Origin of the sequence: Psychromicrobium lacuslunae, assembly GCF_000950575.1 — a bacterium.
Taxonomy (GTDB): domain Bacteria; phylum Actinomycetota; class Actinomycetes; order Actinomycetales; family Micrococcaceae; genus Renibacterium; species Renibacterium lacuslunae.
Genome location: NZ_CP011005.1, coordinates 2,609,927 through 2,634,903, shown reverse-complemented (window position 1 = coordinate 2,634,903; position 24,977 = coordinate 2,609,927). Strand labels below are relative to the sequence as shown.

Here is a 24,977-nt window from a genome sequence, read left to right as displayed (position 1 = left end):
TCCATCCTAGTAAGCTCAATCTATGCCCCGCTCGCGCACGTCACAGTCCCTCCGCATCGCCATTATTGGCGCGGGGCCGCGGGGCACCTCGGTGTTGGAACGACTCGTTTCGCAACTAAGTGCCCGGCCGGATGAACCTGAGATCGAGGTGTCGATCCAGCTTATTGATCCCTTCCCGCCCGGCCCGGGCCGGGTTTGGCGTACCTCGCAGTCCGAGTTGTACCTGATGAACACCCAATCTTTTTTCCCCACCGTGGTGCCGGATCAAGGAGTTGCGGCAGCTTCGGTGACCGGTCTGAGCTTCGATGATTGGCGGGCGAAATTCGCTAGCCAGTTGAAGCGGGTCGAGTTTCCCTCCAGAGCGCTTTACGGTCAATACCTGCACTGGACTTATCAGCAAATTCTCGCGGCGCTGCCGGCTGGCGTCAGCGTGGAGTGGTTACAGGCTGAGGCAAGTAATATTGCCCGAAATTCCGAGGGCTACCGGCTGAGCCTGCAGGGCGCCAACCCGGAAGCCGCCGAGCTCCAGGTGGACTCCGTGGTGCTCGCGGTCGGCCACCTACCGGCCAAGCTGAATCCCGAACAAGCAGTTTTTGCCAAGGCAGCCAAAGAGCATCAGCTCGGCTATTGGCCACCGGCTATCCCGGCCGACGTCGATTGGTCCGAGGTGCCCGCCGGTGAGCCGGTGCTAGTGCGTGGCATGGGGCTGAACTTTTTTGACTTGATCGGCCAGTGGACTCAGGCGCGGGGCGGTAGCTTCCAGGACACCGGTTTAGGCCCGGGCCAGGCGCTACGCTATCTCCCGAGCGGTCAGGAGCCGCAAATCCTTGCCGCCTCGCGGCGAGGCGCTCCCTACCGAGCCAAGGCGGAGTTGCAAAGTTATTATCCGGCCCGGGTGGAGATGCAGTTTCTCACCGATTTGCTGGCCAAGCCTCGGCAAGGCCAGCCAGGTTTCCAACACGATATTTGGCCCGCGCTACACAAAGACATTATCTGGGCTTACTACAACACCTTGTTCGAATCGGCCCCGATCGAGCTTGCCAAGATTCTAAACAGCGAAGACTGGCAGGTTGAACTGACCGCGTTCGAGGCCAGCCTGCCCGATCAGCAACGTCTCGACATCGAGGCGCTGGCTAAACCATTCGCGGGGCGTCATTTCACCAGTCATCGGGAGTTCGACGAAGCGGTACTGAGCGAGCTGGAAGCGGACGCCCGAGGCTCCGCCGCGGGCGAAGCGGACCCGGTCAAAATGGCGATCGGTGCGCTCAATAAGGGTCGCGCACTGATAAAGGATTTAGTCGCCGACGGCGGCATCACCGATGCGTCCTGGCTTGGCGAATTGCGTGGCTGGTTTGAACCGCTCGCCGAGGGGTTGGCCAGCGGTCCGCCGGCGCTACGGATCGAACAGTTGGCAGCACTGGCCCGGGCGGGTGTGGTGCGCTTCGTCGGCCCGGATCCGCGATTCAAGGTGGCTGCTGAAGGGTATTCAGCCAGCTCGCCTTGGGTTGCCGACGAACCGTGGCGGGCAAAGTATCTGGTTGAGGCGATGTCACCGACTAACCAGGTGCTGTTGAGCACCTCCCCGCTGATGCAACAACTCTTAGCCAGCGGTTTGGCCAGGCCCAAAGCCATGCTGGCCGCCGACGGCGAGGTAGTGCAGAGCAGCGGCTTGGAGGTGACTCAGCCGCCCTACCGCCTGGTGTCGGAGTCAGGATCGGTTGAAGAAGGCATTTATTTACTCGGCCTGCAACTGTCCTCCACGCAGTGGGGCACAGCAATCGCAGCTGAGGCAAAATCCCAGTATCGCAGCGGCTATCGCACCCTGCTGGACGCAGATCAGATCGCCAGCGATCTGCTGGCCCGGCTCGTCGTTAAGGGCTAGGCACTCACTGTTCGATGGCGCCGCCAACGCTGCGCAAATGCTCCCGAAAGGTTAGCTCTGGTCTACTGGCCCGGGCCGTCAGGTACTCCGAGAAACCGACTTGGCTACGCAGGCTGTGACCTTGGCGAATCAACTCCGCTTGCGCGCGTTCGGTATCGCGAATTTTTTCGGCAGCGTCGAAAACAGTAGCGGCGGCCGAGATCGGGATGAAAATAGCGCCGTCGTCATCGGCGAAAACTAAATCCTGCCGGGTAATTTTCCACTCGGCGACCTGAGCGACTCGCAGTGCGGCGTCCGGACGTGGCCGGGCGCTGAGCGGCCCAGCGGAGAACCCCCCCCCCAAGACAAGACCCTGGAATGACCGGTTAAATTCCACTCGGCGCGCAACGCACTTTGACACCTGCCGGCAAGCAGCCGTCGGCCAAGTGAGCAGTGCTCAGGCTGGCGAATCTCGACTGAAAGCTCTGATCCTGCATACGAGTTCCTTCCGGTTAAACCACAAGTGCACTCCAGCACCGATCCTAGCTTCGATCGGTGCTGGAGTGCACTCACGGTTATTCAGCTGCCAGGTTTAGCCATGCAGGCCGTGCAGCCAGACCCAGAGCCAGCTGTGCCACAGCCAAAGCAGGGACTTCCAGAACCAATCCCACCAACTGGTCGGCGGGTTAGTCGGCTGGGTGGTGCCGATGTCGATTGGCAACCGACCATAGGTTCCGGTGTCAGTGGTGACCGTAAAGCGTCCACCCTTGAGTTCGGCAGGAACCTTGAAGGTCAGCGTGGCTGCACCCGCGGTCACCGGGAAGGTGCCCAGGTCGGCGGGAACCGCCGCGGTCGGCAGCGCCCAGCCCTTGCCGCCGCCAACGCCCGAGGGCTCGTAGCGAACCGTCACCTTGGTGCTCAGCGGGGTGCCCAGCGAGGTCAGATCGAGTTTCTGCAACTTGACGGTGACCTGCTGGTTTTCCTTCACCGTGCTCGGCGCATCGGTGACGCTGAGTGCCCGCCGGGTGAAGTCCGGCGCAATCGGAGCCTTGCTTGACTCGGTGCTGAGGTACTTGAACCAGGCATCCCGATCCACCAGACCGCTGTCCTTGGCGTTCGTGCCGTCCTTGAAGATCCGGAAGTTATCGCCGCCGGTGGTCAGGAAGCTGAAGGTGCCGATTCGGTAGGACTTAGCCGGGTCGATCGGTGCGCCATTGATCACGATGGAGGTGACGTGGCTGCCCTGCGGCTTGGTCGGATCGTAGGTGTAATCCACGTTCTTTGACAGGCCGAGGTTGAGGAACGGGCGGCTCGGAATGGTGCCGTCGGCATTGGTTTGCCACTGCTGCTCGAGCAGCGTCTTGAACTGCGCACCGGTCAGGCTGGTGGTCCACAGATTGTTCAAGAACGGCAGCACCGCATTAGCTTCAGCAACCGTCACCACGCCATCAGCTTCCGCGCCGGAGGCCTTGAAGAGCAGGTCCGCACGCAAACCGCCGGGGTTCACTACACCGATCTCGGCGCCGCCAAGGCTCGGGTCAGCTAGCGAGGACTTGAGCGCGTTGGCGACCAAATTGCCCAAGGTTGATTCGTTCTGACGGTCATCACGTGAGTACTTACCGGTGGCCGGATCGAGCACCTGAGCGGTGGTGATATCTGCCGAGATCTTGCCGATCGGCTTATCGCCTTCAGCCTTGGCGTAGGCGAGTGCTGCATCGACAATGGTCTTGACCTTGGCCGCCACCGGGAACTGGTTGACCAGATCCGCGGCCGGTGTGGTGGTGCGCGGTACATTGCGCTGCGTGTAGCTCAGTAGCTGCTTGCTGCTCGGGTCAACGTAAAGCTGAACCTGGCCGATGTTCGCGCCGTAATCACCGGTCTGCAGCACCGGACGGGTCTTCACCACAGCATCTGCGGCGACTCCCGGAATCGGCGCATCCCAGGCGTACTGCTTGTGAGTGTGACCGGTGAAGATCGCATTGACCGAAGCCGAGGTCTGGTTCACGATCTTCTTGAAGGCTTCGTTCTGACCGGCCGGAGCATTCAGTTCCTGCTCCAGACTGGCGCCGTCCGGAGTGCCTTCGGCAGCTCCTTCGTGGTACTCAGCAACCACGACGTCGGCCAGTTTCTGATCCTTCAGCTTGGTTGCTACCCGGTTGACAGCTTCGACCGGATCGCCGAAGTCAACCTGGGTGATCCCGCCCGGGCTGACCAGGGTGGGAGCTTCCTGAGTGACCGCGCCAACGACGGCGATGCGGACTCCGTTAGCGGTGAAGATCTTGTACTCATCGAGCGCCGGGGTGGTGGTTCCCTTGAGGTAGACATTCGCCCCTAGGTAGCTCCACTTGGCATTATTGCCGCCGTTGATAATCCGGTCTTTCAGGTCGGCAAAACCGCCGTCGAACTCGTGATTACCTACCGCCGAAGCCTGCAGGCCCATCGCGTTCAGCACATCGATGGTGGGCTGATCCTTTTGCACCGCGGAGGCGTACAGCGCAGCGCTGACATTGTCTCCGGCCGAGAGGAAGGCGGTGGCACCAGCGGGCGAAGCCGCCTTGAGCTGCTCCACCGTGCCAGCGAAGTTCACCGTATTGGCGTCAATCCGACCGTGGAAGTCGTTGATATTCAACAGGTTCACTTCGAGCGGCTTCGCCGGGGCTGCCTTGAGCTTCAGGCCAACAACTACCGGATCGTGATCGCTTGCCGAGTAGGGCTCGGTGTTGTAGTAGTTAGTGACGTTGTAGTTGTAACGCGAGTAGTTCAGCGAGATCGGCTCGACCGAGTTGATATTCCAGATATCAGCACCGGTGATCGAAGCCGCGAACTCATTGGAGACCAACACGTGATCCAGCGAGCCAACCCGACCCTGGAAGAGGTAGGAGTGCTTACCGGTCTGCGGGTCGAGGTCGGTGTAGCCACCAGCGGTCAGCGTGTTGATCGGATCTTCCTTGCTGTAAGCATTGAAGTCACCGATCAGCAGCACCTTCTTGGTGTTCTTCTGCGTCTTGAGCGTGTCAGCGAAGCTCAGCAAAGCCTGCGCCTGTGCGACGCGCGCCTTGTTCGCTTTGCCCTGGCCCAGGTCGACGTCGCTCGGGTCGCTGCTAGGAGCCGAACCCTTGGACTTGAAGTGGTTCACGATGGCTAGGAACTGCTCGGAATCTGGCGCTCCCTTGGCCTTGAAAGACTGAGCTAAGGGCTGACGGGCGATGCCGGTGAAGGCCGCGTCGTCGAGGATGACGGAATCGCCAACCGGCTCAGCCGCCGCGGTCTTGAAGATAAACGCGGTGCGAATGACATCTTCCTTGCTGACGTCTGGGCGAGTCTGCGGGGAGCGCACGTAGTCCCAGACCTGCGAGCCGAGCTTGGCGTTCAGCGCGTCAACAAGGGTTTTCAGAGCCTTGTCCCGGTCATTCGCGCTATCGGCGAACTTGGCCGAGTTTTCGATCTCTTCGAGCGAGAGCACGTCAGCTCCGGTGCCGATAATGCCGGCAACTACTTTGTCCTGCTGACGCTGCAGGTTCGCTGCGTCCCACGCCCCGCGCTGCGTGCAGCCGTCCTTGACGGTCAGTTTGTTGCCGTCGCGGTCGGTGTAGGCGACGCAAGTATCGGCGTTCAGATCACCGGTGTGGATGAAGTAGTTCTGCACGTTGAAGGAGGCGATTTTCAGATCGCCGCCGACGTTAGCCGGGGCCGAACGCGTATCGGAGAAGCTAGCAGGCTGCACGCTTGCCGCGTTATCCGGGGTGAGGTGGGTCAGCGGTTGCAGCTTGTACGCGCTATTACGGTTGTCGAAGATGACATTGGTCTTGAAGCTAACCGCCGCACCGACTCGCAATGAGCCGCCCGGGACGAGGTACGGCAGCGGAATGCTCTGATTGGCAGCGCTCAGGAAATTCGTCGAGGCACCGTCATCAAGGGTGATGGACTTTGCCAGGTTGCTGGCGATTAGCGCGGTGTTCTCGGCGCTACCGTAGGGGTAAAGGGCGTTGGGCTGGACCAAGGCAGAGGTGCCAGCAGCCAAACCGATTTCTCCGTATTGATTCAACGAGTAGTTGTCCGAGACGGTGAAGTCGCCCTTGGGCTGGAAGAGCATGCCTTCCAAGGACTCACGTTCCGCATCAGTGGCGGGCAGATCGACGACCGCGGGCTTGACCGCGACGGCTGCCTGGCTCAGCTTGGTCAGCTTGTCAGCCGCAACGGTGATCTCGGTGAGCGAGGTGACGTCTTTAGCGCCCTTGAATTCGCTGACCGCTCCAGTGACCTCAACGAAATCGCCGGCTTGGACCTGAGTTACCGTGCTCGGCGAATAAACGAACACTGCGTCTGAGGCTTTATGCGTGCTGAGGTCTAGATCGCCGCCGGTGCCTTCGGTTTGGATGTAGTAGCCGTTGAAGCCGCCAGTCGGGTAAACCGCGGTGACGACGCCGCGGGTGGTGACCGTCTGATTGACCAGCGGGCTGGTATCGGTGGTGCCTTGGATGTCCTTAATGGCCGCGATAGTCGGGTTGCCCGGGCCTGGATCGACTGGACCTGCCGCAGCACCCTGCGGGGTGATAGTCGAGCTCGCCACGAAGTCTGCGGCGTTGCTGTTGGTATCTGCGAAGTTAGTACGATTCAGCGATTTGGTCACGCTGGCGGCGCTGGAGGCCGCGGTCTCGAAAGTGTTCGAGGTGCCGTAGCCGAGCAGATCGGCTACATCGGCGTTGTCGGTCACCGAGCCAGTGGCGAGCGGGCTGAGAGCGGTGGCTTTCTTAGCCAAAATCAGGGTGCCGCCCGCTGCCGCGAAGCTGAAGCCGGAGGCATCGGCGTCGGCGGCGGGTAGCTCCGCGCCATTAGCTGCATTGCTGCTGCCCTTGATCAGGTAGTAGCCGTGCGCGGCAATTGAACCGCTCAGCGAGGCAACTCCGGTCGGTGCAGCGGTGCCGGTGGCACTGCGGTACTGCAAAGACCAACCGCTCAGCGAGACCGGGGCATCGCTGGTGTTGTACAGTTCGACGAACTTGTTCTTGTAGCTGGCGCCGGCGGAACCGCCGTTGAGATACGCCTCGTTAATGACGACCGGCGAGTTGCTGAGGCTCGCCGAGGGCGCTTGGTCTGCGGCCATTGCCGGCGCAGCGACCAAGGGGGTAGCTATGAAAGCCGCCGCCAGTGTCACCCCCACCGTGGCCCGGATGGATCGTACTTTCATTTTTCCCCATTTCTCTGAACTCTTCATTGAGTCACGCGCAGGCCTGGACGCCCCGGTGAGGCTGATTGGTGATGGAGGCAACGCGACTCTGCGATACAGCCAAGCAGGCCGGGGTTAACGCGAGGTTGCGTAGCGACAATAACTTCAAGAACATACACCAGAGGCGGCTCGGATGAGCCGCCTCTGAGTCATTTATTTTTTGGCGCCCTTCAGGCTGCCGGTGGTTTTCTCACCCTTTTTGCCGGTGACCAGGCAAAGAATTTCCCGATCGCCTTGCTTCCAGCTTTCAGCCGTCGGGTAGAAGTAGGTCATGTTCAGGGTTGAGTCGTCGATCGAGATGCCGACGAACTTCGTGAAGGCCGGCTTGCAATAAGCTTCGGCCTGATCGGTAGCCGCGGTTTCGCCGGGGTAATCGCTGTCCTTCATCTCGGTGCGATCAAAGGCCTCGTAGTCGTGTGGTTTGCTACACGGCAGTGTGACAACCTTCTCTACCGAGGTGGTGCCTGGATCCTGTAAGCAGTCGCCGACTTTGATCTGGAAAGCATCGGAGGTCGCGGTATTGGTGATCTGACCGTTTGACGGGTCCCGATCCGGACCACCTCCGCCGAGTAGGCCGCATCCGCTCAGTGCGAGCCCTAGGGCGGCGACGCCGCCGACCAGAGCAGTGGCACGAAGCCGGTTGGACTTCATGACTTTGACCATCTCTTAACTCCTATATTTCGTGATCCCCAAGGCCCCGCCGACGAGTGCCTGTCATTTTTGAACAAAAGTTACCTGCTTGAGACTACCCGATTTGCACAGCCGTTTTACAGCTAAATGCCGGGAAAATCAAAAACTCAGAAGAGCTTGCCGAGTTCGAAGATCTGCACGTTTGGAGCCCGCCTAAGCGTGCAGATCTCCGAACTCGATCACTTCGTAGCGGTGATTTGCGACCGGAAGCGCATAGTCCCAGAAGTAGCATAGTTGATCAACTGATCAATTTTTGCTTGACTCGGTGCATGAAAACTTTGCGACAAGGTATCGCGGTATCTGCTGTAGTGGCTTCTGCCGCACTGCTCGGCGCTTGTTCGGCTCCTCAGGGGCAGCAGAATCAGGCCGCTGGTGAACAGCAACAGACGACTAAGCAAACCTGTGACCGAATCGGCCCGGCAATGACCAGTTTGATGGAGTCAGCTAAGAAGGGGCCGGCCGCTGGCCAGGAAATTATCGACTCCTTTAAAAAGCTCAACGGGGATCTCGCCGCGGCCGCCAAAGACGCGGGCGACTCGGAACTCAAAACCGGACTGACAAGCCTCAATGGCAGTATTGACAAGTATCTTCAGCTCATCGATCAGCTGAAGAGCGCGCCGACTGAGGCGCAGAAAAACGTCCAGAGTGTGGTGTCGGAGCTAGGCGCGAACGGCAGTAAGGTCGGCCAGATCTGCAAAAACGCCTAAGCGCTGAGGCCTTTAGGCGCCGGAGCGAACACGGTAACAAGCTCCTAAACCATGAAGGGAAGCAAGCCCGAAACGGGCTTGCTTCCCTTCAGCTATGCGGAAGGTATGGGATTTGAACCCATGAGACGGGGTTACCGCCCACTGGTTTTCAAGACCAGCTCCATCGGCCGCTCGGACAACCTTCCAGGGTTACTAGTGTTTCATGACTCAGGCCGCTCAATCAAAGCGTGCGCCGAGAAAACCAGAATCAGCTGCTGAGCCATCCGGCGCCGGTTGTCCCCACGAGGGCGTCCAAGGTGTTCTCATTGCCGATAGTCTGGGTGAAGCCGTGGGCTAGTCGGTGGTGTTGCCTGCTGTGTCGATCATCGAGGAGTAGAAGTGAAAGCTGTCATCGTTTCTTCACCGGGCGGGCCTGAAGCCCTGCAACTCGCTGAGGTTCCTGAGCCTCAACCAGCTGAGGGCGAGGTGCTGATCGAGGTGGTAGCGGCAGGTATTAATCGGGCAGATGTGCAGCATCGCCGAGGTCTTTACCCATCACCCCCGGGCGTTGCAGAAAATCCTGGCTTGGAGGTTTCCGGCCGGATTGCCCAGTCAGCGGCGGGATTCCAGTCGGGCCAGCCGGTGGTGGCGTTGCTGGCTGGTGGCGGATACTCCGAACGAGTGGCTGTTCCCACGGGTCAAGTGCTGGCTGCCCCAGAGGGCATCGACCTGGTTTCTGCCGCCGGGATTCCCGAGGTCGCCGCAACCGTCTACTCGAATGTCTTTATGGTGGCTAAGTTGCAGCCCGGCGAAACCTTACTGGTACACGGTGGTGCTGGCGGAATTGGCGCGATGGCCATTCAGCTCGCCAAGCTGCGGGGCGCCCAAGTGATTGCCACCGCGGGCAGCGCGGAAAAGTGTCAGCGAGTGCTGGAACTCGGCGCGGACGAGGCGATTAACTATCGAGAGCAAGACTTCGTCGAGGTGGCCCATCGGTACCGTGGCGCGAACGTCATCCTCGATGTGATGGGAGCCTCCTACCTGGGCCGGAATGTCGAGGCATTAGCGCGCGGTGGACGCCTCGTGGTGATTGGTCTGCAGGGCGGCGCGCATGGCGAGCTCGATTTGGCGGCGCTGATGGGCAAATGGGGTTCGGTCTATGGCACCGGACTCCGCTACCGCCCGCTTGAAGAAAAAGCCGAGATAATGCGTCAGGTCGAAGAGCAGATCTGGCCGCTGATCGCTGAGGGAAAGATCAACCCGAGCATTGACAAGACCTTTCCGCTGGCCGAGGCAGCGGCAGCCCACGAGTACTTCGACTCCGGGGTCCACCAGGGGAAAATCCTGTTGACCGTCTGAGTTGCCCTTGAGCGGCCAGTGCCAGCAGTGGCAGTAAATGATGCCAACGGTGGGACTGGAGCACTCACTCGACGCGGACCGCGGTTGCTGATCCTCAGTCCTGCAAATGATCAACCAACTGGCTGGCAATGCCAGTGTAGCTAGCCGGGCTGAGTGCTTGCAGACGTTGTTCCGCTTCGGCGGAGAGACCGAGCTCGGAGACAAACTCCCGCATTCTGTTCACATCGACCCGCTGGCCTCGGGTGAGGTCCTTGAGTCGTTCGTAAGGATCATCCATGCCCGGTACACCGGCCAGCGCCTCGGCTCGCATCACGGTCTGAATTGCTTCCCCAAGGACCTCCCAGTTATGGTCCAGGTCCTCGGCGAGCACTTGCTCGGCGGTATCCAGGCGACTCAGGCCCGCCAGCACATTATTGATCGCTAGCAAGGAGTGTCCGAACGCGACGCCGATATTACGTTGGCTCGAGGAATCTGTAAGGTCACGCTGCCAGCGTGACGTCACCAGGGTCGAAGCTAGGGTGTCCAAGAGCGCCGAGGAGATCTCCAAATTGGCTTCGGCATTCTCAAAACGGATCGGGTTGACCTTATGTGGCATGGTCGAAGAGCCAGTGGCACCCGGCACCGGGATCTGGGCAAAGTAACCAATCGAGATGTAGCTCCAAATATCGGTGCACAGATTGTGCAAAATCCGATTGAATCGGGCGATATCGGCATAAAGCTCCGCCTGCCAGTCATGTGATTCAATCTGGGTGGTGAGCGGGTTCCAGCTCAGTCCTAGTCCCTCGACGAAACTGCGGGAGACCTGCTGCCAGTCGGTTTCCGGGGCGGCTGCATAGTGGGCCGCATAAGTACCGGTGGCCCCGTTGATCTTGCCGAGGTACTCGGCGTTCGCCACTCGGTTCAGCTGACGATCTAAGCGGTAGGCAAGCACCGCAATTTCCTTGCCGAGAGTGCTAGGCGTTGCGGGCTGTCCATGGGTCCTGGAGAGCATCGGCACGCTACGATTTTCCTCGGCGAGGGCATGCAATTTACCGCTCAAAGCGCGTGCCGCAGGTAGCCAGACCTGCTCCACAGCGCCCTTGACGCCCAGTGCGTAGGAGAGATTGTTGATGTCCTCACTGGTGCAGGCGAAATGCACTAGCGGTTTGAGCTGGGCGATACCAATATCTGCCAGCCGTCGGCCAATGTAGTACTCAACCGCCTTCACGTCGTGCACCGTGGTCTTCTCGATCTCAGCGAGCTCGCTCACCGACTCGACGCTGAACTCGGAGACAACGGCGCGCAAGTGCTGCTGTTGCTGATCGCTCAGCGGCTCGAGGCCAGGCAGTACCGAGTTCGAGCTCAGGTGAATCAACCACTCCACTTCCACTGCGATCCGATCACGATTGAGTGCTGCCTCGGAAAGGTAGTCGGTGAGCGGCGCGACAGCCGAACGATAACGTCCATCCAGTGGGCCGAGCGCGATGGCGTCCTCGGCAAGGGAAAGTCGGCCGGAGGGCAGTCGAGTCGAATCAGAAACCTGAGTGGGGAGTTCAGCCATAGCCTAATTCTTTCATGCCGCCGCGGTCACTCTCTCCGAGCTCCCTCAGCAGCGGCTCAGCGGTGTTCGCGTTGCCGGTTGACGCCGGTGATTGCACTGCCGATCATCGACAGGATGCTAATGATGATCGCCGCCCAAATAGCAGTCCAGAAGAAGGAATCGATGGTGAAGTGCACCGGGGTGTAGCTACTCAGCCACGAGGTCAGCCAGAGCATCAGCGCGTTGATCACAATGGTGAACAAGCCGAGCGTCAAGATCGTGACAGGCAGCGAAATAAGCTTCACTAAAGGACGGATCAAGGCATTCACTACGCCGAAAATCAGACCGATGAACAGGAAGGCCAACACCGCTGCCAGGGTGTCGTTACCCTGCGCGACATCCATGGTGCCCTGGTTTCCGACCTTCACGCCGGGCAGTATCCAGCTGGTGATCCAAAGCGCGAGGGTGCTGATCAGTACCCGAATCAGGAAACGTCCCATCTCACTATGCTGACACACGGATCGGGATTTGAGCAGTTACAGTGGCAGTGTGAGTAGTGAGAATTCCGAGCAGCCTTTGGTTCACCCGCGCGCCGCCCTAGGGCGACTGCCTCGCTATGCTGCTGGCAAGCCGCCGGTTCAGTTGGAGGGAATGCAGAGCTTCAAACTCTCCTCGAATGAAAACCCGTTGCCGCCGCTAGCAGAGGTGCTGCAAGCCATTGCCGACCACCCCGAGGTCAACCGGTATCCGGACCCGACAGCTGCTCCGCTGCGAGCCGCGCTCGCTAGCTTCCTTGACGTACCCGCCGATGACATCGTCACCGGCGGCGGCAGCTTGGGCGCATTGAACCAGATCCTGGCAGCATTCTCCGGTGCCAATGACGGCGCGGAGCCAGATGAAGTGATTTATGCCTGGCGTTCCTTCGAGGCGTATCCGATTTCGGTCGGCTTGGCCGGGGCCAGGAGCGTGCAGATTCCGCTGGCCGCCGGTGCTCGGCATGATCTGGATGCGATGGCCGCTGCGGTCACCGAGCGCACTAAGGTGATCATCTTGTGCACTCCCAATAACCCGACTGGACCGGTGCTGCACACCGCTGAAGTCGAGGATTTCTTGGCCAAGGTGCCCAGCGATGTTGTGGTGGTGATTGACGAGGCCTATGTCGAGTTCGTCACCGATCCCGAGGCCGTTCAAGGCCTGGAAATGTATCGCAAGTACCCGAACGTGGTGGTTTTGCGCACCTTCTCTAAGGCCTATGGCCTGGCCGGGTTGCGAGTCGGTTACTCGGTGTCGCAAGCAGAGCTCACCCAATATCTAAGGGTGGCTGCGGTACCTTTCGCGGCCTCCAGCCTGGCTCAGTTCGCCGCGATCAGTTCGCTTGAACTCTATCCAAAGATTCTCGAGCGGGTGCAGAGCTTGGTGCTGGAACGCGAACGCGTGGTGAATGGCTTGCGGGACCTTGGTTGGCCGGTGCCAGACGCTCAGGGCAACTTCGTCTGGCTCGATCTGAAGCAGGATTCGGCCGAATTCGCGGCCCTGGCTGAGGCCCAAGGACTCGCCGTACGTCCTTTTGCGGGTGAGGGCGTCCGGGTCTCGATTGGTGAGGTTGAGGCGAATACTCGGTTCTTGGAGTTCTGCCGAGATTCAACGATCCGACCGGCGGAATGAAGTAAGCGGTTCCACGCCGCGAATGCCCCATCACCTCCGCCGATCCTTGGCGATAAATCGTTGCAACCTCAGCACCGCACTGTTACACACCGATGACACGCGCTGGCAAGACTGGAGAAACCCCAAGAGAGGGCTTCCCTAGCTGCTAAGAGAACGATGAATCACGATCCACGCGAGCAAGCTTTACTGACCGTCGATGAGCAAGCTATTGCGAGCAATACCGAGTTCTTGAGCGGTGTGGCTGGAAAGCCGCTGATGGCGGTGATAAAAGCTGATGGCTTTGGCCATGGTTTGCTGACGGTGGCGAAGACCGCACTCGGTCACGGTGCCGATAGCCTCGGTAGCACCGGGCTGGCCGATCCGCTCAGACTGCGTGCGGCCGGAGTGCAGGCGCCGATACTGAGCTGGCTCAACCCGGTTTCGGCGAACTTCGAGGAAGCGATTAGTCACCGGATCATGCTCGCCGTGCCCAGCGTTGAGCATCTTGATGCGATTTTGCGAGCCGCGACGGCCTTGGGGCAGAGCGCTGTCGTTCATCTGCAGCTTGACCTGGGGATGCATCGAGAAGGGCTCGATCCGGAAGCTTTCGAGGACTTGCTCAGCCGGCTTTGTCGGGACCCGCGAGCGGACCAGCTTCGAGTTGTTGGTCTGATGGGGCATCTTGGCTGGGCGGAAGATTCTAGTGACGCGCTCAATGTTCGCGCCCGTGAGGTCTTTGAACAGGCCTGGCGGCAATGTGAAGAGGCCGGTCTCGGGATTCGTTTCAGGCACCTGGGCGGTACCGCCGCTGTTTTAGCGGACTCCCGCAATCACTACGACTTCTGCCGGGTCGGAGCCGGGCTGGTGGGAATCGATCCATCCGGCAGCCACAGGCTGCGGCCCGCTATCACGCTCACTGCGCCGGTGCTGGAGACCCGACGTGTTCGGGCGGGAGAATACATAGGTTACGGTCGCCACCATCGAACGGCCAAGGCTTCGAACTTAGCGCTATTGCCGTTGGGGTATGCCGACGGAATACCCAGAATCTCGAGTGGCCTTGGTCAGGTGCGCCTAGCTGGGAAGAATCGAGCCATCACTGGCTTGGTCAATATGGACCAAATCGTTGTGGACACCGGGGAAGATAGAGTGCTGCCCGGCGAAGTGGCGACCATCTTCGGTGCCGGCACTGACGGCGAGCCAACCGTCGCCGATTGGGCTACCTGGTGTAACACCCTGCCACACGAAATCATCACCGGTATCGGCCCACGAGTGCATAGGATCAATCGACCCACGGCGGTAGTTCGATGAGACATGCCAGTCTGAAAGTCGCGGTGATCGGTGGCGGTGCAAACACCGAATATCAGGTCGGTCTGGCAAGTGCAGCCGCGGTGAGTGACTCGCTGATCGAATTAGGACACGAAGTCATCGGATTGACTATCGATCAGCAAGGCCGCTGGGCCAGTGCGCAGGGTGAATTGCTGAAGGGTGGCTTGAGCTATGCCATTGCCTTGATGAACGGCTGCGATCTGGTTTTTCCTGTCGTGCATGGAGAGTTGGGCGAAGACGGCACGCTTGCTGCCCTGCTCGAATTGCTCGGCAAGCCCTATATCGGTGCGCCGACCGCGGCGGGGGCAATTGCGATGGACAAGATTGCCACCAAAGCGATCTGCCGAGGGCTGGGCATCGCGGTGGCCGAAGGCGAACTTATTGGCCCGGCGGGGCTGTCCCGGACCTATGCCTTGCCGGCAGTAGCTAAGCCGGTCACTGGTGGCTCTAGTCATGGCGTGCAGTTGATCCGTTCCCGAGGCGAGTTGAGTAGGTTGCTTAGACGTGCCCGGGAGGGGCGGCGGCGCTTGATGATTGAAGAGTACGTTTCGGGTCGAGAGATTGATATTGCGGTGCTGCGAAAGTCTGACGGCAGCTTGCTAGTCGGGCCAGCGCTGGAGATCACGGTCCAAGCGGGCGGTATCTTCGGGGCAGTCCAGAAATATGACGGTTCAGCGGTTTTCATGATCCCGGCCGCGCTCACCTCCGCGCAGCAGCGGCATCTTGAGAGCACGGCTGGTGAGCTCTATGAAACCCTTGGCTGCGCCGGAGTAGCCCGGATTGACTTCTTTCTTCGCGAAGACCAATTCGTTCTGAACGAGATAAACACCATGCCCGGCTTGACCAAACAATCCCAGGTACCCCGGATGTTCGCTCAATGTGGCCTGAGTCACCAAGAGCTGGTTGCCGAACTGTTGGCGGCGCCGACTATTCCGCTGCTTGCTAGCCCCGTGGCTTAGTCATTTCAATCAACACGTAGTGCTTCCGCTCCGTCGGCTACAAAAACAGGGCCGCTATCCTGGCGAGTCACATGTGCTTCGCCGTCCTCGTTTTTAGCTAGAGTGGGTATATTCAGTCGGGAAATATTCCGTGACTGGCATGCATTCCCTTTGAGGAATATATTTACCGTCGAAGCATGGATTGAGGTCTGCTGTGTCAACAGCGCATCTGCCGAGAACCGAAGCGGAACAGCTTTCGGGTAACCCCGCTCAGCGAGTTGAAGCACGCCATCAGCAAGGCGCCGAGGACGCGTCGCGAGAGGTTCTGCAACTGTTAGCCCCGGACGGTGGCCGTCGGCAAAACAGTACTTTCAGCCCCTTCGCCGAGGCACTGAGTTCAGCGCAACTTAGGCAGTTCTACCGAGACATGGCTTTGGCTCGCCGTTTTGACCAAGAGGCGACGGCGTTACAGCGCCAGGGCGAACTCGCAATGTGGGTGCCCATGGTGGGCCAAGAAGCCGCTCAGGTTGGCTCCGGTCGGGCCAGCCGACCGGAAGACTATTTGTTTCCTACCTATCGAGAGCATGCGGTGGCAATGACTCGTGGAGTCAATCCCTCGCAGCTCTTAGGTCTTTTCCGAGGCGTATCCCACGGTGGCTGGGATCCCCGGCAGAACAATTTCCATCTCTACACCCTGGTCTTGGCTGCCCAGACGCTTCATGCCGTGGGCTACGCCATGGGCGTGCAACGAGATCGCGCGGCCGGGCTGACGGAGTCGCCCGCTGTGCTCGCGTATTTTGGGGATGGCTCAAGTTCTGAGGGCGATGTGCATGAATCGATGGTGTTCGCCGCCTCCTTCCAAGCGCCAGTGGTGTTCTTCTGCCAGAACAACCGTTGGGCTATTTCCGTGCCGTTCTCGGTGCAATCCCGAGTTCCCCTGGCGCAGCGAGCGGCTGGCTATGGATTTCCTGGTTTGCGTGTCGATGGCAATGACGTACTCGCGGTTTACGCCGCAAGTCAGTGGGCATTGGAACACGCCCGAAGTGGTGCTGGCCCAGTGCTGATTGAGGCCGAAACCTATCGATTGGGAGCGCACACCACGGCGGACGACCCGAGCAAATATCGCGGTAGTGACGAGGAGGAGCAATGGCGGCTGCGGGATCCGTTGCTTCGATTGGAGACACTTTTGCGCGCTGAAGGGCATGCCGACGATGCCTTCTTCGATGATTTAGGTCAAGAGGGTGACCAGCTTGCCAGTGATGTCCGGCGTGAGGTGTTGGCCATGGTCAACCCTGACCTACGGGCTTCCTTCGCCAATGTCTACGCTCAACAACACCCTTTGATAGCCGAAGAGCTCGCCTGGCTGGAAGAGTACGAAGCTGGCTTCGTTACGGAAGGCGAGTAATCATGACCACAATGACAATTGCTAAAGCAATTAATGCCGGTCTACACCGCACCCTGAGTGAAGACCCGAAGACTCTGCTGATGGGCGAGGATATTGGTTCACTAGGTGGCGTCTATCGAGTCACCGAAGGGCTCAAAGCAGAGTTTGGTGCGGACCGAGTGGTCGACACCCCGCTCGCGGAATCAGGCATCATCGGTACCGCCATTGGGCTAGCGCTACGCGGCTACCGGCCGATTTGTGAGATTCAATTCGACGGTTTTGTCTTCCCGGGGTTCAACCAAATCACCACTCAGTTGGCCAAAATCCATGCCAGGGCTGCCGGTCAGCTCACCACCGGAGTGGTGATCCGGATTCCCTATGGTGGCGGCATTGGCTCCATCGAACACCATTCGGAATCGCCGGAGGCCTTATTCGCTCATACCGCCGGCTTGCGCATCATCACCCCGTCAAACCCGCACGATGCTTATTGGATGACCCAGCAGGCCGTGCAGTGCCCAGATCCGGTGATCATTTTCGAACCCAAGAAACGCTACTGGCTCAAAGGCGAAGTAGATACCGAGCAGCCCGCGGCGGACCCCTTCACAGCGCAAGTACTGCGCGAGGGGCAAGACGCTACCTTGCTCGCCTACGGCCCTTTGCTGCCGGTGGCACTCGCCGCCGCTAATGCCGCTGAACAGGACGGGCGGAGCGTGGAAGTTATCGACCTACGCTCGCTTTCCCCGATTGATTTCGACACCATCACTGAATCCGTGCGCAAAACTGGGAGGTTGTTAATCGCTCATGAAGCACCGACCTTCGGTGGTTTGGGTGGCGAGATAGCGGCTCGGATTAGTGAGCGGGCGTTTTACTCGCTGCACTCGCCGGTGATTCGGATCGGTGGCTTCCATATGCCCTACCCGGTAGCCAAGGTGGAGGAACAATACCTGCCCGATATCGACCGCATCCTCGAAGCGCTTGATCGCGCCCTGGCCTACTGAATACTGAGCGGAGTCGAGATGAACACTTTTCATTTGCCCGATGTTGGTGAAGGCCTGACCGAGGCTGAAATTGTTTCCTGGAAGGTTAAGGTCGGCGATACCGTGGCGATCAACGACGTCTTGGTGGAAATCGAGACGGCGAAGTCGTTGGTTGAACTGCCCTCGCCATACGCCGGAGAGGTCACTGAGTTGCTGGTCGGCGAGGGAGAAACCGTGGACGTTGGGGCGCCGATCATTGTGATTGGTGTGGCACACGTACCGAGCAGCGGTCTGCTCAATCTTGACCCGCAGCTGATTGAACAAGGAGGTTTTAAGGACACCCGGCCCAGTGCGCAGCTCGAATCAGTGGCGCCTGCGCCGTTAGTTGGTTCTGGGCCTAAGGCCGACGCCGTGAAGCGTCGCCCGCGGCTAGCAGCCAGTAGTTCGGGGCCGAAGGGCGCTGCGTTGCCGGATCAGCCGAGCGCTCAGCCGATGGCTGGTGTGCAGCCGCTCGGAACGACTCGGGTGCTTTCCACGCCGCCCGTACGCAAGGCCGCTAAAGACCTGGGCATAGATCTCGCCAGCGTGAACGCCACCGGCATACGTGGCGAGGTGACTCGGAAAGATCTGCAGACTCATCAAGAGCAATTGTCCAGGGAGACTGAACTGAATGGATCGACTGAATCTACCAAACTGCTTGGAGCGAACGCGCCAGCATATTCAGCAATCCAGTCTGACTTTGACGGCACGGTAGAACGGATCCCGGTCAAAGGAGTTCGTAAGGCGACAGCTCAGGCTATGGTGCGCAGTGCTTTCAGCGCCCCGCACGTCTCGATCTTTGTCGACGTCGATGCTAGCCGCACGATGGAATTCGTCAAGCGACTCAAAACTAGCCGCGATTTTGATGGGATCAAGGTCTCGCCACTATTGATAGTCGCCAAGGCGGTGATCTGGGCGGTGAGCCGGAATCCGGCCGTGAACGCCAGCTGGACGGAGCAGGAAATCCTGATCAAGCATTTCGTGAATCTTGGCATTGCGGCCGCTACTCCACGCGGATTGGTGGTGCCCAATATTAAGAATGCCCAGCAGCTTTCGCTCAAGGAACTAGCGCTCGCGCTCAATCAATTATCAGATACCGCCCGGCAGGGTCGCACTCAGCCAGCCGAGATGCAGGACGGCAGCATTAGCATCACAAATATTGGTGCCCTCGGACTGGACACCGGAACACCGATCCTCAATCCGGGCGAGGTAGGTATTTTGGCGTTTGGCAGTATTAAGCAAAAGCCCTGGGTGGTTGATGGTGCGCTGCTGCCGCGCTGGGTCACCACGCTCGGCGGCTCCTTTGATCATCGAGTGGTGGACGGCGATCTGGCAGCAAGGTTCCTCACCGATGTTGCGGCAATTCTTGAAGAACCAGCGCTTTTGCTGGATTAAGTCCTGCCGGGCCCTGTTCGGCTAAGGAGGCCCGGTGAAGACGGCTGGGCTTAGCCGGGCTGAACTTCTGCGATTGCTTTGGCTAGCACGGGCGCAAGCCGTCGAACACCTTCACGGATGTTCTCCGAACTCACCGCGCTAAAAGCCAAGCGCAAGGAATTGCTTCGCTCGGCAGTGGTGAAGGCCGCGCCAGGGACGAATACCACGCCCTCGGCTATCCCTTGCTGTAGCAGCGGATAGCTGTCCACGTCTTCCGGCAAGGTAAGCCAGACAAAGAATCCGCCAGCGGGGCGGGTCCAGTGCACCCCCGGTGGCATATGTTCCTCAAGCGCCTCGAGCATGGTTTCGCAGCGCTCGAAATACAGCTCGCGATAGCGCTGGATTTGTGCCATCCAGTCGTATTCTCGAATATATGTCGAAACGAGCATTTGATTCAAAGATGGCGGGCAGAGCGTCACCGCTTCGCTGGCTAAGTAGAATCTTTGCTTGAGTTCGGCGGGGACCAGAGCCCAGCCAATCCGCAGGCCCGGTGCGAAGATTTTCGAAAAAGAACCCAGGTAGAGCACATTTTCACTGTCCCGAGCGCGCAGAGGCGCTACCGGATGGCCATCGAATTTGAGTAGTCCGTAAGGATTGTCCTCCAGAATAAGAATATGCTCTTTCTTGCATATATCGATGATCTGTTGCCGCCGGGACTCCGCCAGCATCACTCCGGAGGGGTTATTGAAATTGGGGATGGTATAGAGCAGCTTGACCCGCTTACCTGCTAAGCGGAGCTGCTCAAGCTGGCTCTGCAAGGCCTCCGGAAGAATGCCTTCGGCATCGCCTCGCATCGGCACTACTTCAACCTGATAAGCCTCGAAAGCGTTGAGTGCACCGACGTAGGTGGGATCTTCCACCAGCACCACATCGCCCGGATCACAAAACACCTTGGCAGCTACGTCCTGGGCCGATTGGGAGCCGGCGGTGATCACTACATTTTCGGGATCGGCATTGTGAATGCCTTCGGCGGCCATCACCTGGCAGATTTGTTCGCGCAGCTCCAGGGTGCCCTGACCGCCGCCGTACTGCAGCGCTTCCAGCCCCTCGGTGGCGATGATTTGAGCGGCCGATTGAGCCAGCCGTTCTAGCGGCAGCGACTGCAAATAGGGGTTGCCACCAGCCAGCGAAATGAGTCCTGGTTGCATGGAAATTTCGAAGACGTCGCGCACCGCCGATTGCTTGATATTCGCGGCTCGGGCGGAGAACAGGTCGCTCAATGCAGAGGATTCGATATGCGGTGAAGTCACCCTGACAGCATAAACCTAGCGGTTGCATAGAAGTCAACAGAAGTTGCATATAACTTCTGAATGATTGATGCAAGCGCATGACGGTTTAGTAACTTTTCTGTAACGCAAGGAGGTCGATCGTGTCACCACAGCAACTGGTCCTCCAGCGAGAGTTGACTTGCTGAGTCCTCCGGAGTGTCGTCAATTTGGCTAAATGTAGGGAGAAAATTGCCGTTTTTGAGGGCGGTTCGTTGCTCGGTGTCTAGCATGATCTCGCTATTTCCGCAGTAGACCGCAATTTTTTCTCCCTGTGAATTGTGATGGCTGTGTGAAATTGCTGTGTTAGATTCGGTGCAATGTGATGCGCGACATAGTCATTTGGGGGATAGGGCGGCAACGGAGCCGCCACCATGAACCTCGTGGGAGCGAAGACTTCCGACTGGGGACGCGTCAGCCATCAGGCCCCAAGCCGTTCGAGAAGGAAGTTACCAGGTGTCAACGTTGGTCATGGGAAATCGAGGATTCTCCTTGAAAGCGCAAATTTGCCTCTCACAAGGGAGTTCTCGGGTCTAGAAGCCTTCGTTCTATGTTTGTATATCTACTTAAGCGAGCTGTCACTTATGTGGTGATGATCTTTGTCACCACTTCGGCAGCGTTTTTCCTAGCCACTGCTTTCTTCCACCCCGGCAAGGACATGGAGAGTAGATCTCCTCGTCCTAGCCAAGAGCAGATCAACGCCTCATTGGCGAGCCTGGGCTTAGATCCCAACCGTTCCGCCTGGGACAAGTACATCGACTGGTTGGTCGGTATTTTCACCCGTTGGGACTGGGGTCGTAGCCCCAATTCGCAGTATGTCACTCACGAGTTCGGTACTCGCGTCTGGGTAAGTACCCAGCTCTATGGCTTGGCCATTTTGCTCACCCTGCTGATCGGTGTTGCGCTCGGCGTTTACGCCGCCTCGCGGCAGTACAAATTCGGTGATCGGGTGATCACCGGCTACAGCTACTTCACCTTCATTATCCCGTTGCCGATCGCCTACTTCTTGATTCAGCAGATTGCCATCAATATCAACAACTCGGCAGGTCAGCGGATCTTCTATGTCACCGGCTCCAGCAGTGAGGGAGTGGAGGGCTTTTTCCCTCAACTCCTGGATTATGGGGCGCACTTCGTGGTGCCACTGTTTGCGATTACCGTCTTCGGCTGGGCGTCCTATCAGGTTGCCCAACGTCAATATTTGCTGGATAACATCAATGCGGATTTCGTCCGAACCGCGAGGGCTACCGGTCTTTCGAAGAATGCTGCGATCCGCAAACACGCGCTTCGGGTGTCATTTATCCCGGTAGCGCAGAGCATTGCTTTCACTGTTCCAGCTATTTTTACCGGCGGGTTCTTCGCGGAAAGCATTTTCGCTTGGCATGGCATTGGAAAGTGGTCGTTGGAGGCGATCCTGAATCAGGACGTCAGCGTGGCTGTTGCCACCGTCGCCTTCGCCTCAGTGATCTTCGCGATTGGCGCTATTCTGGCGGACTTCGCTACCACAATTGTTGACCCGAGGGTGAGGGTGTCCTGATGAGTGCAAATGTCGAGGCTGCCGAACAGGTCATCGATGCGGACCTGACTAAGTCGCTGGTCAATAAACGCACGTTGATCCTCCGCCGGTTCTTCCGGAACAAACCTGCTCTGATTGGCACCATCATCATGGTGTTGATGATTCTGCTCGCGATCTTTGGACACCTGATCAACGGTCGTTTCGATTCGCGGACTCCGGTGACCGATGTTTTCGGTGCGGTGCCGCCGGACGGCGAGTATTGGCTGGGCACTAACCAAGCCAGTATCGATGTTTGGGCGCTAACCATTGACGGCATCGGAATTTCGCTGATGATTGGCTTCATTGTCGGCATCAGCACCTCGCTGATCGCAGCGGTCTATGGTTCGGCCCTGGCCTACTGCGGTGCCGTGTATGAGCGTTTTGGCAAGCTCATCGACAAGGTGGGCTTGCTCTTCCTGGAAACTTTGATCATGGTGCCAACCCTGTTGCTGGTAGCCATTTTGATGGCCGGCTCCACCGGCGGTTGGGGCACCCTGTGCGTCGTCCTGGTGGTCTTCGGTTGGATGTACACAGCGCGTCTGATCCGCGGCATGTCCTACTCCTTGGTTGAGCGGGAATTCGTCAAGGCGGCCAGGTACATGGGTGTACCGGGTTGGAAGATCATCTTGCGTCACTTGGTGCCCAATATGGGTTCGTTGCTGGTGTTGGATATCACTCGTGGAATCTTCAACGCGATTATTTCCGAAGTGGCTTTTTCCTTCATCGGTATCGGTATTAAGCTGCCGGATACTTCGCTCGGCGTGCAGATTTCCCAGGCATCCGATCAGCTGGATGTCTATCCTTGGCTGTTCTGGGTCCCGGTGCTGACCTTGACCCTGATCACCACCTCACTTTTCTTGGTAAATGATGGTCTGCGCGATGCTCTTGACCCCAACTCGAATTCTGGAGGCAAGGCATGAGCGCCAACGCTAATACCGAAATAATCGACACCGGGGTCGGCAGCGAGTACTTGGAAACCGGCCGGGGTGAAGGCACCCCGGTGCTGCAGGTTCGGGACCTACACGTTCGATTCCCCACCGAGGCTGGATCGGTGCATGCCGTACGTGGCGTCGACTTTGACCTCTACCCGGGCCGGGTGCTGGGGATTGTCGGTGAATCAGGTTCCGGTAAGTCGGTCACCTCGCTCTCCATTATGGGTTTGCTGCCTGATTCGGCGAAGGTCACCGGCTCGATCAAGTTGGAAGGCCAAGAACTTCTCGGCCTGAGTGATCGGCAAATGGGCCGCTATCGCGGCAAGGATATGGCGATGGTCTTCCAGGATCCGCTGTCCTCACTAACACCGGTTTTCAGCATCGGCAAACAAATTACCGATGCCCTGCTGATCCACCAGAATCTCAGCAAATCGCAGGCGGAGAAGCGTGCCGTCGAACTGCTTGACCTGGTCGGTATTCCTAGCCCGAAGGAGCGGGTGAAGAACTTCCCGCATGAATTCTCCGGCGGCATGCGGCAGCGTGTGATGATCGCTATCGCGATGGCGAACGATCCTAAGGTGATCATTGCTGACGAACCGACCACCGCTCTGGACGTGACGATTCAAGCTCAGGTGCTGGAGGTGCTCAAGGCTGCGCAGCGGGAAACCGGTGCTGCCGTAGTGATGATTACTCACGATCTGGGCGTGGTGGCCGGGGTCGCCGACGACATGATTGTGATGTACGCCGGAAAGCCAGTGGAGCGCGGCAGCGTTGACGATATCTATTATCAGCCGCGGATGCCTTACACAATGGGACTGCTTGGTTCGATTCCTCGGGTTGACCGGGCTGAGAAGACCTCGTTGATCCCGATCGAGGGAAACCCGCCGAACCTGATTAAAGAGCCGGTCGGATGTTCTTTCGCTGATCGTTGCCCGCTGGCCACTGCGGAATGCCGAACCGCCGAGCCAGAACTGGTCAAGGTGGGGGAGAACCATCTGGCCGCCTGCATTAAGACCGATGACTTCGTCGGTGGCGTGAACGTGCGCGAAATTTATCACGCACCGCCTAAAGCCGTTTCCAAGTTTGAGCAAATTCCGCGCACCGAGCGTCAAGAAGTGCTGGCGCTCAAGGACGTCAAAAAGTACTTCCCGCTGACCAGGGGAGCCTTGGTCAAGCGTCGGATCGGCACCGTCAAGGCCGTTGATGGGCTGACCCTCGACATTCGTGAGGGCGAGTGCTTGTCAATTGTGGGTGAGTCTGGCTGCGGCAAGACCACCACACTGCTTGAGATCATGGAGTTCAGGAACAGCCAGCCGGGCGAGATTATCGTTAATGGGATTAGTACTAAGACAAAGTCATCGGGTGCCGAGCGGCAAAAGATGCGCCGCGAGATGCAGATGGTCTTCCAGGATCCGATGGGGGCGCTCGATCCGCGATTCACGGTTTTCGAGATCCTTTCTGAACCAATGCGTACCCATGGTTTCAGCAGTGCCGAGATCAAGAAGCGGACCTTTGAACTGATGAAGACAGTTGGTCTTCAACCGGATCATGTCAATCGCTTCCCTAACCAATTCTCTGGCGGGCAGCGTCAACGCATCGGCATCGCCCGGGCACTGGCAGTCAATCCCAAACTGGTGGTACTTGACGAGCCGGTTTCGGCGCTCGATGTGTCAATCCAGGCGGGTGTTATCAACCTCTTGGATAAGCTTCGTGCTGAGCTTGGTTTGAGCTATCTGATGGTCGCTCACGACCTCTCAGTGGTGCGACATATTTCTGACCGGGTCGCGGTGATGTACCTGGGCAAGATTGTCGAGCACGGCCCGGTTGACGAGGTGTTCGACAACCCCAAGCACCCGTACACCCGCAGCTTGCTCTCCGCTATCCCGATTCCTGATCCGAAACAGGAGAAGGCTCGGGAGCGCATTATCCTGCACGGCGATTTGCCCAGCCCCCTGGAAGCCCGAAAGGGCTGCAATTTCGCCACTCGTTGCCCGGTTTTCGCTGCTTTACCCGCGGAAAAACAGCAGCGATGCCTGGAAATTGAACCCGAGCTCGAGCCGAACGATTCGGTCCAAGAGTTCGCCTGTCACTTCCCGGAAGGGAAATTGGCCGCAGACACCCTAGTCGGCAGCCACTAGCAGCAG

The 24,977-nt window shown here is 58.7% G+C and carries 18 protein-coding genes and 1 tRNA gene; 12 read left to right on the top strand and 7 right to left on the bottom strand.

What is annotated here, in order from left to right; translation table 11 throughout:
* Positions 1-22: 22 nt before the first annotated feature.
* Positions 23-1,882 carry an FAD/NAD(P)-binding protein gene (locus UM93_RS12340; RefSeq protein ID WP_045075878.1) on the top strand — a complete coding sequence of 620 codons (1,860 nt, stop codon included), beginning with the start codon at positions 23-25 and terminating at the stop codon, positions 1,880-1,882.
* A gap of 4 nt (positions 1,883-1,886) precedes the next feature.
* On the opposite strand, the gene UM93_RS12335 is transcribed toward UM93_RS12340, so the two are convergent.
* From UM93_RS12335 to UM93_RS12325, 3 genes are all read right to left on the bottom strand, one after another.
* Entirely contained in the window at positions 1,887-2,225 is a 339-nt protein-coding gene (locus UM93_RS12335) for an RraA family protein (RefSeq protein ID WP_052663777.1), read from the bottom strand.
* 228 nt (positions 2,226-2,453) lie between these two features.
* A complete protein-coding gene (locus tag UM93_RS12330) occupies positions 2,454-7,049 on the bottom strand; it encodes an ExeM/NucH family extracellular endonuclease (protein ID WP_045075877.1) in 4,596 nt (1,531 codons plus the stop codon).
* Positions 7,050-7,241: 192 nt separating this feature from the next.
* Positions 7,242-7,751 (bottom strand): septum formation family protein, encoded by a 510-nt coding sequence (locus UM93_RS12325; protein ID WP_052663776.1) that lies wholly within the window; start codon positions 7,749-7,751, stop codon positions 7,242-7,244.
* 296 nt (positions 7,752-8,047) lie between these two features.
* Here UM93_RS12325 and UM93_RS12320 point away from each other — a divergent pair, with 296 nt between their 5' ends.
* A complete protein-coding gene (locus UM93_RS12320) occupies positions 8,048-8,485 on the top strand; it encodes a hypothetical protein (protein WP_045075876.1) in 438 nt (145 codons plus the stop codon).
* 97 nt (positions 8,486-8,582) lie between these two features.
* Here the strand turns inward: UM93_RS12320 and UM93_RS12315 are convergent.
* Positions 8,583-8,670, bottom strand: a tRNA-Ser gene (locus UM93_RS12315).
* A 193-nt stretch (positions 8,671-8,863) separates the two neighbouring features.
* On the opposite strand from UM93_RS12315, the gene UM93_RS12310 reads away from it, so the two are divergent.
* On the top strand, positions 8,864-9,823 hold the full coding sequence (locus UM93_RS12310; protein WP_045075875.1) for an NAD(P)H-quinone oxidoreductase: 960 nt from the start codon (positions 8,864-8,866) through the stop codon (positions 9,821-9,823).
* Positions 9,824-9,917: 94 nt separating this feature from the next.
* On the opposite strand, the gene purB is transcribed toward UM93_RS12310, so the two are convergent.
* Together purB and UM93_RS12300 are read right to left on the bottom strand one after the other, a co-directional pair.
* Positions 9,918-11,363, bottom strand: a complete 1,446-nt coding sequence (gene purB, locus UM93_RS12305; RefSeq protein WP_045075874.1) for an adenylosuccinate lyase — start codon at positions 11,361-11,363, stop codon at positions 9,918-9,920.
* Between the two features lie 56 nt (positions 11,364-11,419).
* On the bottom strand, positions 11,420-11,842 hold the full coding sequence (locus tag UM93_RS12300) for a phage holin family protein (RefSeq protein WP_045075873.1): 423 nt from the start codon (positions 11,840-11,842) through the stop codon (positions 11,420-11,422).
* A 49-nt stretch (positions 11,843-11,891) separates the two neighbouring features.
* Here UM93_RS12300 and UM93_RS12295 point away from each other — a divergent pair, with 49 nt between their 5' ends.
* From UM93_RS12295 to UM93_RS12270, 6 genes are all read left to right on the top strand, one after another.
* Entirely contained in the window at positions 11,892-13,007 is a 1,116-nt protein-coding gene (locus UM93_RS12295; RefSeq protein WP_082057133.1) for a histidinol-phosphate transaminase, read from the top strand.
* Between the two features lie 156 nt (positions 13,008-13,163).
* Positions 13,164-14,294, top strand: coding sequence for an alanine racemase (gene alr, locus UM93_RS12290; protein WP_045075871.1), 1,131 nt, complete (start codon positions 13,164-13,166; stop codon positions 14,292-14,294).
* Positions 14,291-15,271: a D-alanine--D-alanine ligase family protein gene (locus tag UM93_RS12285; RefSeq protein WP_045075870.1), complete on the top strand. Its 981-nt coding sequence runs from the start codon at positions 14,291-14,293 to the stop codon at positions 15,269-15,271. Before alr ends, UM93_RS12285 begins: the two co-directional genes overlap by 4 nt.
* Positions 15,272-15,464: 193 nt before the next feature.
* Positions 15,465-16,655 (top strand): pyruvate dehydrogenase (acetyl-transferring) E1 component subunit alpha, encoded by a 1,191-nt coding sequence (gene pdhA, locus UM93_RS12280; RefSeq protein ID WP_045075869.1) that lies wholly within the window; start codon positions 15,465-15,467, stop codon positions 16,653-16,655.
* A gap of 2 nt (positions 16,656-16,657) precedes the next feature.
* Positions 16,658-17,632 (top strand): alpha-ketoacid dehydrogenase subunit beta, encoded by a 975-nt coding sequence (locus UM93_RS12275; protein WP_045075868.1) that lies wholly within the window; start codon positions 16,658-16,660, stop codon positions 17,630-17,632.
* Positions 17,633-17,650: 18 nt separating this feature from the next.
* Positions 17,651-19,045 carry a dihydrolipoamide acetyltransferase family protein gene (locus UM93_RS12270; RefSeq protein ID WP_045075867.1) on the top strand — a complete coding sequence of 465 codons (1,395 nt, stop codon included), beginning with the start codon at positions 17,651-17,653 and terminating at the stop codon, positions 19,043-19,045.
* Between the two features lie 50 nt (positions 19,046-19,095).
* Here UM93_RS12270 and UM93_RS12265 read toward each other — a convergent pair whose 3' ends face one another.
* The gene (locus tag UM93_RS12265; protein WP_045075866.1) at positions 19,096-20,334 is read right to left on the bottom strand and encodes an aminotransferase-like domain-containing protein; all 1,239 of its coding nucleotides are present in this window, start codon (positions 20,332-20,334) and stop codon (positions 19,096-19,098) included.
* Positions 20,335-20,899: 565 nt separating this feature from the next.
* Between UM93_RS12265 and UM93_RS12260 the strand changes: the two genes are divergently transcribed.
* From UM93_RS12260 to UM93_RS12250, 3 genes are read left to right on the top strand one after another with little or no spacing between them, the layout of a single operon-like run.
* Complete coding sequence (locus UM93_RS12260) at positions 20,900-21,883, top strand: ABC transporter permease (protein WP_045075865.1); 984 nt, start codon at positions 20,900-20,902, stop codon at positions 21,881-21,883.
* On the top strand, positions 21,883-22,821 hold the full coding sequence (locus UM93_RS12255) for an ABC transporter permease (RefSeq protein ID WP_045075864.1): 939 nt from the start codon (positions 21,883-21,885) through the stop codon (positions 22,819-22,821). Before UM93_RS12260 ends, UM93_RS12255 begins: the two co-directional genes overlap by 1 nt.
* Entirely contained in the window at positions 22,818-24,971 is a 2,154-nt protein-coding gene (locus UM93_RS12250; protein ID WP_045075863.1) for an ABC transporter ATP-binding protein, read from the top strand. The genes UM93_RS12255 and UM93_RS12250 overlap by 4 nt, the downstream gene beginning before the upstream one ends.
* Positions 24,972-24,977 lie beyond the last annotated feature (6 nt).

Excerpts from the sequence above, each read along its gene's own strand:
- UM93_RS12250 (WP_045075863.1), top strand. The coding sequence starts at position 22,818 with ATGAGCGCCAACGCTAATACCGAAATAATCGACACCGGGGTCGGCAGC.
- UM93_RS12340 (WP_045075878.1), top strand. The coding sequence starts at position 23 with ATGCCCCGCTCGCGCACGTCACAGTCCCTCCGCATCGCCATTATTGGC.
- UM93_RS12320 (WP_045075876.1), top strand. The coding sequence starts at position 8,048 with ATGAAAACTTTGCGACAAGGTATCGCGGTATCTGCTGTAGTGGCTTCT.
- UM93_RS12330 (WP_045075877.1), bottom strand. The coding sequence starts at position 7,049 with ATGAAAGTACGATCCATCCGGGCCACGGTGGGGGTGACACTGGCGGCG.
- UM93_RS12275 (WP_045075868.1), top strand. The coding sequence starts at position 16,658 with ATGACCACAATGACAATTGCTAAAGCAATTAATGCCGGTCTACACCGC.
- UM93_RS12285 (WP_045075870.1), top strand. The coding sequence starts at position 14,291 with ATGAGACATGCCAGTCTGAAAGTCGCGGTGATCGGTGGCGGTGCAAAC.
- UM93_RS12300 (WP_045075873.1), bottom strand. The coding sequence starts at position 11,842 with ATGGGACGTTTCCTGATTCGGGTACTGATCAGCACCCTCGCGCTTTGG.
- UM93_RS12325 (WP_052663776.1), bottom strand. The coding sequence starts at position 7,751 with ATGGTCAAAGTCATGAAGTCCAACCGGCTTCGTGCCACTGCTCTGGTC.
- UM93_RS12255 (WP_045075864.1), top strand. The coding sequence starts at position 21,883 with ATGAGTGCAAATGTCGAGGCTGCCGAACAGGTCATCGATGCGGACCTG.
- UM93_RS12260 (WP_045075865.1), top strand. The coding sequence starts at position 20,900 with ATGTTTGTATATCTACTTAAGCGAGCTGTCACTTATGTGGTGATGATC.
- purB (WP_045075874.1), bottom strand. The coding sequence starts at position 11,363 with ATGGCTGAACTCCCCACTCAGGTTTCTGATTCGACTCGACTGCCCTCC.
- alr (WP_045075871.1), top strand. The coding sequence starts at position 13,164 with ATGAATCACGATCCACGCGAGCAAGCTTTACTGACCGTCGATGAGCAA.
- UM93_RS12270 (WP_045075867.1), top strand. The coding sequence starts at position 17,651 with ATGAACACTTTTCATTTGCCCGATGTTGGTGAAGGCCTGACCGAGGCT.